Source organism: Rufibacter tibetensis (assembly GCF_001310085.1).
In the GTDB taxonomy this organism is placed as follows: Bacteria; Bacteroidota; Bacteroidia; order Cytophagales; family Hymenobacteraceae; genus Nibribacter; species Nibribacter tibetensis.
In genome coordinates this window covers 535,094-550,096 of sequence record NZ_CP012643.1, presented here as the reverse complement: position 1 = coordinate 550,096, position 15,003 = coordinate 535,094, and the positions used below count along the sequence as shown (strand labels likewise).

General features: G+C 45.1%; 9 protein-coding genes. 5 read left to right on the top strand and 4 right to left on the bottom strand.

Features of this window, described 5'->3' with window-relative positions:
• The first annotated feature begins 418 nt into the window (after positions 1-418).
• Both DC20_RS02040 and DC20_RS02035 read left to right on the top strand, forming a co-directional pair.
• Positions 419-3,361 (top strand): SusC/RagA family TonB-linked outer membrane protein, encoded by a 2,943-nt coding sequence (locus DC20_RS02040; RefSeq protein ID WP_062542301.1) that lies wholly within the window; start codon positions 419-421, stop codon positions 3,359-3,361.
• A gap of 20 nt (positions 3,362-3,381) precedes the next feature.
• A complete protein-coding gene (locus tag DC20_RS02035; RefSeq protein ID WP_062542300.1) occupies positions 3,382-4,815 on the top strand; it encodes a RagB/SusD family nutrient uptake outer membrane protein in 1,434 nt (477 codons plus the stop codon).
• Between the two features lie 179 nt (positions 4,816-4,994).
• Here the strand turns inward: DC20_RS02035 and DC20_RS23315 are convergent, their stop codons facing one another.
• Positions 4,995-5,093 (bottom strand): S-adenosylmethionine:tRNA ribosyltransferase-isomerase, encoded by a 99-nt coding sequence (locus tag DC20_RS23315; protein ID WP_169788147.1) that lies wholly within the window; start codon positions 5,091-5,093, stop codon positions 4,995-4,997.
• 1,074 nt (positions 5,094-6,167) lie between these two features.
• On the opposite strand from DC20_RS23315, the gene DC20_RS02030 reads away from it, so the two are divergent.
• Both DC20_RS02030 and DC20_RS02025 read left to right on the top strand, forming a co-directional pair.
• Complete coding sequence (locus DC20_RS02030; RefSeq protein WP_169788146.1) at positions 6,168-9,209, top strand: SusC/RagA family TonB-linked outer membrane protein; 3,042 nt, start codon at positions 6,168-6,170, stop codon at positions 9,207-9,209.
• Positions 9,210-9,218: 9 nt separating this feature from the next.
• Positions 9,219-10,610, top strand: coding sequence for a RagB/SusD family nutrient uptake outer membrane protein (locus DC20_RS02025; protein ID WP_062542298.1), 1,392 nt, complete (start codon positions 9,219-9,221; stop codon positions 10,608-10,610).
• Positions 10,611-10,787: 177 nt separating this feature from the next.
• Here DC20_RS02025 and DC20_RS02020 read toward each other — a convergent pair whose 3' ends face one another.
• From DC20_RS02020 to DC20_RS02010, 3 genes are all read right to left on the bottom strand, one after another.
• Positions 10,788-12,020 carry an S-adenosylmethionine:tRNA ribosyltransferase-isomerase gene (locus DC20_RS02020; protein WP_062542297.1) on the bottom strand — a complete coding sequence of 411 codons (1,233 nt, stop codon included), beginning with the start codon at positions 12,018-12,020 and terminating at the stop codon, positions 10,788-10,790.
• 334 nt (positions 12,021-12,354) lie between these two features.
• Entirely contained in the window at positions 12,355-12,783 is a 429-nt protein-coding gene (locus DC20_RS02015; RefSeq protein ID WP_062545749.1) for a DUF2721 domain-containing protein, read from the bottom strand.
• Positions 12,784-12,820: 37 nt separating this feature from the next.
• A complete protein-coding gene (locus DC20_RS02010) occupies positions 12,821-13,318 on the bottom strand; it encodes a hypothetical protein (RefSeq protein ID WP_062542296.1) in 498 nt (165 codons plus the stop codon).
• Between the two features lie 427 nt (positions 13,319-13,745).
• Between DC20_RS02010 and DC20_RS02005 the strand changes: the two genes are divergently transcribed.
• Positions 13,746-14,957, top strand: a complete 1,212-nt coding sequence (locus DC20_RS02005) for an aspartyl protease family protein (RefSeq protein WP_062542295.1) — start codon at positions 13,746-13,748, stop codon at positions 14,955-14,957.
• Positions 14,958-15,003: the final 46 nt, after the last annotated feature.

Here is a 15,003-nt window from a genome sequence, read left to right as displayed (position 1 = left end):
AAACATTAGGAAAGGAGGAGTAAGTAGGTGCTATCAAATTAGTGCAAAGAAAGACCTAAAGAGATTTGTGAATACCATAGGAGTGTTTTAATCAATGCATGGCTTTTAAATAGAAATTAGCTTTTCTTTAACAAATTCATAATATACCTAAAGAGAATAGGCTAGGAGTTCTCATTGATTATGTAAAACAATAAGACTTCTTCGCAGTTTTTTTAGCACCAAGATAGAGATATATAAAAATTATTTATTAGTTAACATAATCAAAATCAAATGATTATATTGCTTATGTATGTCTTACTTATAGTGCAAGCTTCTTTATGTAGAAATAGGTTAAGCCTGACCCCATTGTAAAGTTGTCTGTGACCTATATATTATGGAAATATTACCCTTCAATTAACAAACTACTAAAACAAACCAAATGAAACGACTATTACTCTTGTTGTTGATTTTGCTCAATGTACTAAGTTATAGTGCTATGGCGCAAAATAGAACCATTTCCGGGCGAGTAGTCTCGACGGAAGATGGAACAGCACTTCCCGGCGTAAGTGTGGTGGTGAAAGGAACAACCATTGGCGCCAGTACTGATGTAGAAGGACGCTATTCTATTAGTGTGACAGGTTCTCCTACCTTGGTTTTTACCTTCATCGGGTTCACACCTCGTGAAGAGGCGGTAGGTAACAGATCTACTATTGATGTACGCCTAGCTACAGATGCCAAAGCCATTGAGGAAATTGTAGTGACAGGTTATACTACTCAAAATAGAAGAGAAGTTACCGGTTCTGTGGCGACTGTCAAAGCTGAAGAAGTAGCGTTGGTTCCTCTTGCCTCGTTTGACCAAGCTTTGCAAGGTAAGTCGCCTGGTATACTTGTTCAGGCAAACTCAGGCCAACCAGGTGCCGCTGCAAACATCCTAATCAGAGGTAGAGGGTCTATCTTAGGAAGCAATGATCCTCTTTTTGTTTTAGATGGTATTGAAATATCAGCTGGTGATTTTTCAACCTTGAACCCTGCTGATTTTGAAAGCTTTAGCATTTTAAAAGATGCTTCTGCCACTTCTATCTATGGTTCCAGAGGAGCCAATGGTGTTGTGGTAATCACTTCCAAGAAAGGTTTGGCAGGGAAAGCCCGTTTTGAATATAACGTTCAATATGGGTTTTCAAAGGCACCTGAGTCTGGATTGGAGCTCATGAACTCAAATCAGAAATTGGACTATGAAATATCAAGAGGTAATCCATACGATTGGACCGATGAAGACCTTGCCAGATTAAGACAAATCAATACTGATTGGGGTGATGTTTTCTTCCAAACAGGGCGTACGGCAAACCATACCTTAAGTGCCTCTGGTGGTTCAGATAAAACAACTTATTTCATTTCAGGCTCTGTTTTTGATCAAACAGGGACCGTACGTAATACAGGTTTGCAACGGTATACTGGTAGAGCTAACGTAGAAAGTGTGGCAGGGCCATTAACGTTTGGCTTGAATTCTACTTTCGGGTATTCTGAATTGATGAACACCAATGAGAGTGATACCGGCATTGGGACTCCGCTAAATGCCATCAACTGGACCAACCCCTATGAAACCCCTTATGACGAGAATGGAGAATATACGGTAATCACTTCCGGGCAGCCTAATGCGTTACAGGAGCTCCTAGAGAATAGCAATAAGAGGCAGCAATTGAAAGGCGTAGGTAATGTTTACCTAGCGTATGCCGTACCTTTTCTACAGGGACTAACTTTGAGAACTAGCTGGGGTGGAGACTTTAGAGCAGAGGAAAGCGCAATCTTTACAAATCCTACCACTTACACCGGCTCATTTGCTACAGGTGGTTCCGGCAGCTATGGCCGTGGCTACGAAAGAGGGTTCAGATATACCGGAACTACTTCTGCTACTTATTCTACTCAATTTGCTACAGATCATTCTTTGACTGTTGGGTTGTTTAATGAAGTAGTGAGGAATATAGGCCGTACTTTTGAATTTACCGGCTATGGCCTTGGTGGACCTTTCCAGAATGAAGCGGGTATCACGCCAGGAAATGCTTCAAATGGTTTTATCCCTTCTGTTGGAGGTAATGGTGGAGAGAATGCTTTACTTTCTTATTTCACAACCGTTGCTTACGGATTCAAAGACAGATACTTTGTGAATGTTGGCCTTAGGAGAGATGGTTCTTCCCGCTTTGGAGAAAATAGAAAGTATGCCAATTTTGGCTCAGTGGGGTTAAGCTGGATGGTGTCTGATGAACCTTTTATGGAGGGACTATCAAATGTAATTAGTGACTTGAAATTTAAAATCAGTTACGGAACAGCAGGTAACCAGGCAGGTATTACTGACTTCCAATCTAGAGAGTTGTATGGACGGGGCATTTACAGTGGTGGTTTTGGACTAACCCAGCAACAACTTGCCAACCCTGAGCTTCAGTGGGAGAAGAAAGCTACCTTCAACACAGGGATTGAGTTATCTACCCTAGGAGGCAGATTAAGATCTACGGCAGAGTTTTACAATTCCATCACCTCTGAATTGTTCTTAAACAGACAGCTTTCCAGAACAACTGGATTCACTTCTTTAACTTCCAACATAGGTAAGTTACAGAACAGAGGGGTGGAGCTTTCCTTGCAAGGTGATGTCATAAGTTCCAAAAACGTCAACTGGTCTGTCAACGTGAGTTTAACCTATAATCAAAATACGGTAAAAGAACTGGTTGAGAAAGAAGGTGAAGACGATATTGTCACTGGTATACTGATTAACCGTGAAGGTGAATCAATGAACTCTTTGTTCCTGGTTCCATTTGTAGGGGTGAACCCGGCTAATGGAAACGCGCAATACCGCAAATTGAACGGGGAATTAACAGAAACCTATAGTGCGGCTGATCGGGTAATTGTAGGGTCAGCTGAAGTACCTTTCTTTGGCGGATTCGGGTCCTCTCTAAACATCAAAGGAGTTGAACTGAGTGCTTTCTTCAGTTTCCAACGGGGTAATGAAGTGTTTAACAATGATCTCGTAAACGTAACCAATCCGGCTTACTTCTATGATAATATGAGTGTAGAGTTGCTGAAAGAGTGGAAGAAAGCAGGCGACATTACAGATGTTCCTAGAGCTGGAAACCGCTTCCAAAGCAGTACCACCAGATTTGTGGAAGACGGTAACTTCTTGAGACTGCGTAACCTCAATCTGTCCTATACACTTCCTGGTTCTTTGACAAACACTTTAAGACTCAGATCAGTTCGGGCATTTGTACAAGGTCAGAACCTGGTTACCTGGACTGACTTCAGAGGGTGGGATCCGGAAATCACCGGTGCTTCCTTAGTAGGTGCGCAATATCCTGCCCTTAGAACGATTACTTTCGGGTTGAACATCGGGTTGTAATATCTTTAAAATTGAAACAGATGAAAATAAATAAATTCATTGTAGGCCTCGGCTTAAGTGTGGCTTTATTATTTCCTGCATGTGATAACGTGTTGGATGTAGAGCCTGAATTTCAACGGGGAGGTAACTTTACCTCTCTTGCAGATTACGAGTTTTCTTTAACAGGTACCTATGCTCGCTTCCGGCAAGTAGGATATTATGGCAACGGTGGACAAACGACCGGAACCTGGTCTGTTTTACCAGATTTGATGGGCGAAGACCTGGTGCAGACTGCTGAAGATCTAGCTAACTGGCAAAATCAGATCAACTTTGAATATGCAACAGATGACGCAGATATAGCTACTGCCTGGTTAGCTGCTTATTCAGTGATTACGCAGGCAAATATTACCTTGCGTGGTATAGATGCATTTGCTTCGGGAGATCAAGCGGGTGTAAACCGGATCAAAGGACAGGCGTTGGCTATTAGAGCCATGGTTCATTTTGACTTGCTACGCTATTGGGGTGAGAACTTCGACAGAAACTCCACTGGATTAGGAGTTCCTTATATGACTGAAGTGAATGCGGAAAGTCTTCCCAAACGCTTAACAGTTAAGGAAACCTACGACAATATCTTCAGGGACATGATGGAAGCTGAAACTTTGTTGAATGGTATCACTATAAACGATGCTACGAGATCAAGAATTGACCAGTTAGCTGTAAGAGCGTTGTTGGCTCGCATCAACCTGTATGCAAAAGATTACGTTGCGGCAGAAAACTATGCCACTCTGGTTATCAGTCAAAGACCTTTAGCTAGCAGAACAAATTTCGCTGATATTTGGAAAGATGCTTCAACTTCAGAGGTTATTTGGTCTGTCACTTTCAGTGCAGGAGAAGGCACACCTTCAGGTAGTCTTTACAACGGACCGGGTAACCGTAACCGTGCCAAACCCTCAGAAACTTTGATCAGGACGTATGATCAGATGAATGATGTAAGGTTTACTTCTTATTTTGCTTCTAGGGCTTTAGGTACTGCAAACCGGCGTATTCTAAGTAAGTTCTTAAGCCGCGGAACTACTGAAGACAATCTTGTAAACTGGAAAGTGTTAAGAACCGGCGAAATGTACTTGATCAGGGCAGAAGCAAGAGCAATGCAAGGCGGAGCCAAAGCAGCGTTAGCCTTAGCCGACCTTAATGCCTTGCGCAATGCCAGAATAAACAATTATGTACCAGTTGTGCTTACTGGTCAAGCTTTACTTGATGCTATTGCATTAGAACGCCGCAAAGAACTGATTGGAGAAGGACATAGATTCTTTGACCTGAAAAGAACTACCCGTAACCTGGTAAGAACAGATGTTGAGTTAGCAAGCACCAACAGAACTGTAGTTCCGTCTGACCGTGAATGGGTTTGGCCTATTCCGCAGGGCGAGATTGACGCGAACATCAATATCAGAGGGCAGCAATCTCCGGGTTACTAATCCTATTAACTTTACAAAAAAAGCGCCTTGACATTCAAGGCGCTTTTTTTGTGTAAACTGTTTAGCGCTTGTTTTGCGAAATCAACTGCGGAAGTAGAAGTGCTGGGGCAGCAGTAAAGAGCTGTCACTATAACTCAGGAACAAGTAGCCATTAGCCTGGCATGCTTGTACACTTCCTGCTAAGACGGATTAATCAAAGCAGAAATCAAGAGGAAGAGAGTGCTCTGCGGTTGATGGAAATTAGTAACTAGACCGGCATATCTTGAACTGATACCCAAGGACAATTAACGGATGGAAATAGCCTGCAACTGTATCAGCTTGTGGCTGTCTAAGTGGTACAACAAAGCTTAGGGTGGTACGCACGTCATACGGAAACCATTGCGGCACAAACAATTTCTCCCCTTATATGGGAAGCGAACTCAAAGACATACCTGCACCAAGTCAGTAGAGACTTTCCAAAGTCCTCATAGCAATAGTGCTCGCCGCTATCACTGGGTAGATTGTTAGTACAGCAACTGCTCCAGAGATGTCTGGCAAACGGAAAGCTGGTTCCCATACATGTAGTGGTACTCTACAATACCCGCCTTCATGGGCTTAAAGGTACCAGCACCCTCGTGCTCTTTTATTTGGCATTAAGCACAGGAAAAGAACTGTAGGCATCACTTCTTCCAACGCAAATAATCTGGTGTTTCCAATTCTGTAAAGAGAAAGAGATGCCAATACTAACCTGGCTCAGAATCCGGGATTCTTTGGAGAATAAACATCCAAACCCCATTAAACAAAAAGAGGAGAAATATGCCTCCTCTTTTTGTTTAATGGGGTTTGGTCTAATCTAATTGTGTGAACGAAGTACTCATTTAATTATAATGATGTAAACCTTTCTTGACCTAGAGCAGTGATTACTTAAGGGTTAGTTATTTGCAGTAAAAGGAAGGCTAAGGTTTGTCTTGGTTCCAATACAGGAGTCTTTAGTTGAGCCCACATCTTTGAAAGAGAACAGCTTTTTTTAACAAATTCTTAAAATGCCTTACTGCGCCAAAAGATCAATCATTAAGAAAGGAGATAATTTTGTAAGTCGCGTAGTGGCTTTTTTAGCTAGTAAAAAATGAATAGAAGATTGTATTAAGATTTTAATATGTTTAAAGCCAAATGGTTATATTGCTTTAGCTCTTAATTCATCCTATTCTTCTACTTAAGAAAAGGATTAGGAAAATTTGGCTTTATGGTAAAGTAGCCCTTAAGCCATATCTTAAGAAAAATTTACCCCTCAATTATCAATTTCTAAAACAATTTAAATGAAAAGACTTTTTCTCTTGTTCTTGATTTTGCTCACTGCATTTAACTTTAGTGCAATGGCGCAAAATAGAACCATTTCTGGGCGAGTTGTCTCGGCGGAAGATGGTTCAGCTCTCCCGGGCGTAAGTGTGGTGGTGAAAGGTACTACCACAGGGGCTAGCACTGATGTGGATGGACGCTATTCCATCAGTGTTTCTGGTTCGCCTACCTTGGTTTTCACGTTCATCGGGTTTACGCCTCGTGAAATAGCCGTAGGAAACAACTCTACAGTTGATGTTCGGCTAAATACTGATGCTAAAGCCATTGAAGAAGTGGTAGTGGTAGGTTATGGTACCCAGGAGCGTCGGGAGCTAACTGGTGCAACGGCCAAGGTAACCGGCGCGGCTATAGAGAACGTGCCTGTGGCAGGCATTGACCAAGCCATGCAAGGTAGAGCCGCTGGGGTGCAAATCTCCCAAAACTCAGGAACACCAGGTGGTGGAGTTACAGTACGTGTACGGGGTTCAAGCTCTATTTCTGCCAGCAACCAGCCATTGTATGTGATTGATGGGGTGCCAATGACTACTGGTGACTTCTCTCAGTTAGATTTTGGTGGTCAGTCTGTTAATGCTCTTTCAGATTTAAGCCCGTCAGACATTGAATCTATTGACATCCTGAAAGATGCCTCTGCCGCTGCCATTTATGGTTCACGTGCTGCTAACGGGGTTATCTTGGTTACTACAAAACGTGGTAAGGCTAACAAGACCACCATCAACTTCAATGCCTACACAGGTGTGCAGAACATGTGGAAGAAGCCAGGTTACCTGAACGCCCAGCAGTATCTGGATGTAATGAAAGATGCCTTCGTGAACGATGGTTTCATTGCGGAAGATGAACCTTGGGGACCTACTGAATTTGCTGATTTCTATTATGGTGGCGTTGACTTTGAGCCAACAGATACAGATTGGTTGGACCAGGTCATGGTGAAAGATGCCAGAATCAAAAATTACGAGCTTTCTGCCAGTGGTGGTGACCTGAAAACCCGTTATTATGTGTCAGGTAATTACTTTGACCAGAAGGGGGTAATTATTGGTAGCGGATACGAGCGTTACAGCGGAAGATTGAACCTGGACCATACCTACAATGAGAAATTGTCTTTCTCAGCTGGTGTACAATTGAGTTTGTCTCAGAACCAACGGATCGTAAGTGATAACACCGTGATTGGTCCGTTCGCCAACTCCTTGGCTGCTTCTCCATTGTGGCCGGTATTCTATCCTGAAGACGGTGGATACACTTACCCGAACTACTTCTACACCAACCCGGTGGCTGAAGGAAGAGAAAATGACAATGAGAGCAACAACCTGCGTGCCATTGGAAACATCTCTGCCAGATACGCCATTTTGCCAAAACTGAACTTAAACCTGAAAGCAGGGGCAGACGTCCTGAATCTTGCAGAGCGCAGCTACACCGGTGACAACTTCCCAGGCAGCGTGGCCATTGCTACCCAAGGTTCAGCTACTAAAACTACTACGTTAGTTACGAAGCGTCTATTGGAAGCTACTTTAGATTACCGTTGGGATTTTGCAACCAACAGCAACGTGACTTTTCTGGCTGGTTCCTCTACTGAGCAAAACACAATTGACCAGACTTTTGTAACTGGCGAGGGTTTCCCAAGTGAGCGTTTCCGTTACATCAGCAGTGCAAGCCGGGTAAATGCTGGTTCAAACTCAATCACCCCGTATGCCCTGCTTTCTTACTTTGGTAGAGCGAACATGAACTTCCTGGACAGATACCTGGTAGGGGTTAACTTTCGGGCAGATGGTTCTACCCGTTTTGGTGAGAACAACCGTTTCGGTTACTTCCCATCTGTATCAGTGGGCTGGAGAGTGCTGGAAGAAAGCTTTATCCCAGAGATTTCTGCTTTAAGTGAGTTAAAGCTTCGCGCTAGCTACGGAGTAACTGGTAATCAGGAGATTGGTAACTTCAGCTACCTGACTTTGTTTGGCCCGGGTTCTTACGCTGATAACCCAGGCACCGCCTTCACCCAGATTGGTAACCCAGACTTGAAGTGGGAAGAAACCACCCAATTGAACATTGGAGCTGATTTAGGCTTGTTTAACAACCGCGTTACCTTGGCGGCTGATTACTATATTAAGAAAACAGACGACTTATTGTACAGCCGTCCTATTCCAACCCAGAACGGCTTAGGTAGCTACACTTCTAACATTGGTAGCGTTGAAAACAAAGGTCTTGAACTAGCGCTGAGCACGGTGAACCTTACCTCAGAAAACAAAGGCCTTACCTGGACAACTGATTTCAACCTGTCTTTCAACCGGAACAAAGTAACAGAACTGTACCAAGGTCAGGATATTTTCTACGGTTTTGGCGGTAACTCTTTAGTTCTAAGAGAAGGTGAGCCAATTGGTACTTTCTACGGCTTTAAAACCAACGGTATCTTCTCTACTACGCAAGAGGTAGAAGACGCAGGACGCTACGTAGACGCCAACGATGATGGCAACATGGATACTCAGGCAGGGGATGTGAACTTTGTGGATACCAACGGAGACGGTGTTATCTCTGATGATGACCTTACAATCCTAGGAAATGCCCAGCCAGATTTCATTGGAGGTTTCACCAACACGTTTACCTTCAAAGGGTTTGATTTGACCGCCTTCCTCCAGTTCTCTGTAGGAAATAAAATCGCAAATCCGGCCATGCAGTACATGCAGCACCTAGGTGCTTATGATGATAACATGCGTGATATCGTGTTAGATCGCTGGAGACAAGAAGGAGATGTGACCAATACGCCAAGAGCTACTTATCTAGATGAAAATAGAAACAACCGTAGCAACCAGGATCGCTTTATCTATGACGGCTCGTATGCTCGCCTGAAAAACCTGATGTTGGGGTATACCTTGCCTTCTGCTCTTTCTCAGAAAGCGAAATTGCGCAGTGTGCGGGTTTTTGGCCAGGCTCAAAACCTGATCACCTGGACAGATTATCCTGGGTTTGATCCTGAGGTAAACTTTGCCGGAACCTCCAATACCACCTTAGGGGTTGACTTTTACACGTTCCCGCAGGCCAGAACCTTCACTTTTGGTGTTAACATAGGTTTATAATTTTCAACCATGAAGAAGAGACTTTATATATTATTTATAAGTGCCGGTTTAAGCGTTTTTACCGGGTGTAGTGACATCCTGGATGTAGAGCCAACCAGTAGCATAGAGTTTGAAGGAGCTATTACCGATGCCAGATCTGCAGACCGGGCTTTGCAAGGCGTGTATAGTGCTTTTCAGTCTGATGATTACTATGGGTTGAATTACCTGTACTACCAGGACCTGTACACCGATAACTTAACCTTCACGGGTACGTTTTCTACCCACCTTGAAGTGGCACGTAGAAACATTAACCCTACCAACCTTCAGATTGCTGAAACATGGGCTGCTATTTACCGGGCTATTGGCCGGGCGAATGTGGTCATTCAAGAAGTTGGAAAACTAGCCAACCTTGAAGCTGGTGAGAAAAACCGCATCTTAGGAGAAGCTTATTTCCTGCGCGCTCTTGCCTACTTTGATTTGGTAAAAGTTTTTGGAGGGGTTCCTATAGTAACAGTACCAACGTTAAATGTTGCGGGAATCCAGAACCAGGGACGCAGCACTGAGGCGGAGGTATACACGCAGATCATTAATGATTTAAAAGAGGCTGAAACTAAATTGCAGGGATTAGCAGATAGTAGCAATCCTTACAGCGCCTCTGATATGGCTGCTTCTGCGTTGTTAGCCCGGGTGTACTTACAACAGGGAAACAATGCCCTGGCGCGTGATAAAGCTACAGCCGTGATTAACAACGGGCCTTATTCTTTGGCTTCCAACTTTGGTGATATCTTCAACAGTACTGGCATGTCTGCAACTACTGATGAGGTAATTCTGGAGTTAGCCTTCAACCGCGATGACCAGAATGCCCTGGCTTCCTCTTCTAACCCAGCGGTGCCAGGTCAGAAGTTCTATGTGTCAACTAACTTGTTCAACCAATTTTCTGCCTCGGCTTCTTTAGGTGATGAGCGTTTTGCTGAAACAACCCTCCAGCAAGGTACCCGCCGCAGAATTGTGAAGTATGATGATGTGTCACAAAACTCAGACAACATTCCGTTGATTCGTTTAGCCGAGATGTATTTGATCAGAGCTGAGGCCAATGCTCGTTTGGGTGCTGCTACCGCAGTTCCTTCTCTAGTGGTTCTTTCTGACATCAACATGATCAGAAACCGTGCTGGTTTGCCTAATGCAGCTCCTCTTACCAATGCAGCCGCTTTAACTGAAATCCTGAACCAACGCCGCCTGGAGTTTGCCTTTGAAGGATTCCGATTTATGGATTTGAAACGCTATAACTTGACCTGTCAGGTGTTGACGTTCTGCCCGGCAACTGGTACTACCCAGGATAACTCTTACAAGAACCTGTGGCCAATTCCATTCCAGCAATTAGAAACCAATCCTAACCTGAATCCTCAGAACCCTGGGTACTAGGTTTTAGAAGTATCAATCAAACAAAAAGGGAGAAGGCATGGTGCCTTCTCCCTTTTTGTTGATGTTATTTAATAAAGTATTCTGAAGCTGTGGTAACAGTCTGTTTTCAGGGGAAATAGCCTTAAAACTTAGACCGTTCTAAGTTCAAAACAAGCTATCTAGCGCAGCAGTTCTTGACTATGGAAGCAGTAAAGAACTGTCACCATAACTTAAGAATCGGTAATTATTGGCTAAGGCATGCTTGTACACTTTTTGCCAGGATGGGCCAATCAAGGCAGAGACCAGGAGTAGGAGAGTGCTTTGCGGTTGATGGAAATTGGTAATCAGCCCGGTGCAGATCTTGAATTGATACCCAGGAGCGATCAAGATGCGGGTGGTGGCGTGCAGGTGCGTCAGTTTATGGCTGTCCAGGTGGTACAGCAAGGCTTCCAACGCCTCCTGAACCGAGATGGTGGTACGCACGTCATACGGGAACCACTGCGGCACAAACAAGTCTTCCCCCTCCACGGGCAGCAATCCCAGGGACATGCCGGCACCTAGCCAGTAGAGACTTTCAAGCGTGCGCATAGACGTAGTGCCCACGGCTATGACGGGTTTAGATTTATGGTACAGCAACTGCTCCAGGAAAGCCCGGCTCACAGAAAGCTGCTCCCCGTGCATGTAGTGGTACTCCATGAGCTCCGCCTTCACGGGTTTGAAGGTGCCAGCCCCCACGTGCAAGGTTACAAATGCTTTTTGATGGCCTTTTGCCGAAATCTGCTCCAAAACGGCAGGGGTGAAGTGGAGTCCGGCAGTGGGGGCTGCTACGGCACCCGCTTCAGAAGCGTACACTGTTTGGTAGCGATCCTGGTCTGACTCCTGCGCATCACGGTTCATGTAAGGAGGCAAGGGCAGAGTACCAGCCAATTCCAGTATTTCGGCAAAGGTTTTATGGCCCGGTGACCAGGTGAAGTGAATGGCAAATCCTTCTTCGGCGGGGGCCAGGCGCTCTGCCCAAAGGGACCCATCTGCGGGGTAGGGGCCTAAAGGCATCTCTAACCGGCCTTCGCGCCATCGTTTATTATTTCCTACCAAGCACTTCCAGATAACAGAATAGGTCTGCTGCATGGCTTGCTGAACCTCACGCATGGGTTCCAGGGGTTCAAGGCAGAACAGTTCAATAACGCCGCCGGTGGGTTTCTGGAACCGCAAACGCGCCTGTACTACTTTGGTGTCATTGAAAACTAAAAGTGAATTGGCTGGTAAGGCAGTAGGAAGATCTTTGAAATGCCCATCGGTGATGCGTCCGTTTTTGTATAACAGAAGCTTAGACTGGTCACGGTTCTCCAGCGGGAACTGGGCAATCTTTTCTTCGGGCAAGGTATACGTGTAGTCAGAAATAGAAATCTGGCTCGGATGTGTATTAGGCATGTAGGTCAATCACAAAAGATGTGCAAAGGTATAAAAGACGAGCCAAGCATAGTAAATTAAATATACACTTCAGGTGAGAATAGAAGTTTATAAGGGTCTTTGAAAGCAAAGAATTACTGCTTAGAACAGGATGTCTTTGAAGTTGTTTCGCCTCAAAGGACTTTTGGGAGAAGAGTGGAGGCTTTTCAGAGAAGAAAATCTGGAAGATAAATTAAAACGGAAGCTGATTTTATCCTGTGTTTAAGGTAAACGACTCAAAGCAGGGCATTAGAATACAAAAGCAGAAGGGTTAGTTTTAGGTTGATTTCAGAAAATTACTTCTAAAACATCTCAATTAAGTTTGACGAGTGGTGCTCATAGGGGCAATTTGCTCGTCTTGTTCCAGGTCACTTAGCTCCAATTCCAGGGCTTTTACTGATATCTGAATCTCCCAGAGCGAAAGAGCCATAGAGATCATCAGGAGAACCAAGCCCAGGCCAAACACAATTTTACCGGCCGTTTGCATGCCTGCATACACCATGAACATGCACAAAACGCAGGAAAACATACTGGCAATCCCGAATGCCTGCATGTTCCGGATGAGGAGCAGACGGGTTCTCAGGTTCTGAATTTGCCCGTAGATTAGGTGGCTGTGAGTGGTTTTGTAAATACCCTTCAAGTCCCTGATCAGCTTAGCCAGCGATAAAAATCGGTTAGTGAACGCCAGAAGCAACAAGGAAAGGGCCGGGAACAGCAGGGCAGGAGTGGTCAGCGTAATTTCCATGGCAGAAAGCGAGGCATGAGCGGAACAGCAGCCCAGGCTACTCTTCCGGGGTGTCATCTTCGTCTGACTGGAACTCCAGGTCCTCGGCAATCTCCAGAGCCCGGTCAATCAGTTCATCGGTTTCTTCTTTGGTAGAAGCGTTTAACGTTTCCTCAAATAAGCCCAGAATATGCTCGGCGTCGGCGTTCACGTATAGGTCGGTGTACAGTTCTTCAAACAAGTGGCTTTTCTTTTGGATAACCCCGTCTATTTGCTGCACCGAAGCTGCGCCTAACGCTTCATGAAGCAGGTCACGCACCTGGTTGCTTTCTTCATCACCGCCCAGATCAGAGAGTAACTGCATTAAGGTAATGCCTAAGCCTAAGCGTAAGCGCTCAAACCGGAAACTTACTTCTTCCTGGCTTTTCCGTCCCGGGCTAGCCTCTTGTAAGGCTTTTTCCAGCTCAGCGTAGAGGGGGGAGATTTCGGTACGCAGCGCATTGGGCTCGGGGCCAAATACCTGTTCCAGTAATTCTTGGTAAAGAGATTCGCTCATGACGAGAAACTATAAGTGATCAACTCTGGTGCAGGAAATGAAACCCCTTCATCAGACCTGCCGGCAAGTTAGGAAAAGAACCAATGCGTTTTTACGGTTCTTCTGAAAAATAGACCTAAAACCATGGAGTACCGCAGTTGGTATATTCCTACAAACCCATCTGGCTTAAACCAGAATTATCAAGGAAAGCCTGTTGGAATTCTGGTTTGGAAGGGATGCGAAAATGGGCTTCAGTGAAGTTGGAGGCATCATTTATATACTTTAGCAAATAAGAGAGTAAGTGCACTTCAAGTAGCTGAAGCATAGGTTTATTATCATAATAAATTTACTTATCTTACTCTGCCTGAACCAATCCTGTATGTGGAATCTTCCAAAGAATCGGTCACTCCCAGGAGTTATCGTCCTTCTTTTATTTGTGTCTCTGTTTATGTCTTCAGGCGTAGCTTTTGGACAGGCAGCGTCAACGGAAGAAGGCGGGCTGAAATTCAGTTTCGGGCGTAAGAAGGTAAGGATTCCTTTTGAATTGGTGCATAACCTGGTAATCATCCCCATCCAGATCAACAATTCCAAGCCCCTCAACTTTGTGGTAGATACGGGGGTAGACCGAACCCTGCTCATGGAGATGGGGGTTTTTGATTCAATTACCCTGAACAACATTGAACGATTGTATTTGCGCGGTCTTGGCAAGGGAGCCGGGATTGAGGCCATCTTGTCTTCGGGAAACAGGTTGAACTTCAAAGGCGTGGAAGCCAAAAATCAGAAAGTATTGGTGCTGGAGGAGAACATCTTCAACCTTTCTACCAGATTAGGGATGGAGGTGAACGGCATTATAGGGTACCCCTTGTTCAAGGACTTTGTGGTGGAGATTGACTATGACAACCGGGTGCTGACCCTCTACAAACCCGGCAAGTACCCCGAAAAGAAAGCAAGTAAATCTACTGTTATTCCCTTAGTCATAGAAAACGCCAAGCCTTATGTGCAGGTGGAGGCCACGTTCACGGATGGCGAAGTGTGTCCGCTACGGCTCATTGTAGACAGCGGCATGAGCTCGTCTATGCTGTTGTATTCACCTACCTTTCCTGAAGTCAAGATTCCGGACAAACGCATTGAAGCGTACCTGGGCCGGGGCCTGAACGGTGATATTCACGGGGAAATTGCCCGGTTAGAAGCGTTGCAGCTTGGGCCGTTTACGTTGAAGAGCCCGCCGGCTTCTTTTCCGGATACCATGTCTATCAGGTACGCCTTGGGCATGAACAACCGCAATGGCAACCTGGGGGCTGATGTGCTGCAACGGTTCAAAGTGGTGTTTGACTATGGCAACTCCAGAATGCTCCTTAGGCCCAATAGCAGGTATAAAAAGCCTTTTTATTACAACCTCAGCGGGTTGGAGCTGGTAACGCCTATTCCGGGATTCAATTTTTACACTGTGTCACAGGTGCTGCCCAATTCTCCGGCTCAACGTGCGGGGCTGGAACCAGGTGATGCCATTATTAGCATCAACGGAATTAGTTGCATAGAGAAATCATTGGGAGAGGTCCTGCACTTTTTCCAAACCCACCCGGGTAGGCGGCTACACCTGAAGGTAAGCCGCAACTACAAGCCTTTTGAAACCACTCTGCAGCTACAGGATTTGATTTGAAGCTTCACTTCTTTGGGTCTGTCTTAGAGAAAACAGACCCAAAGAA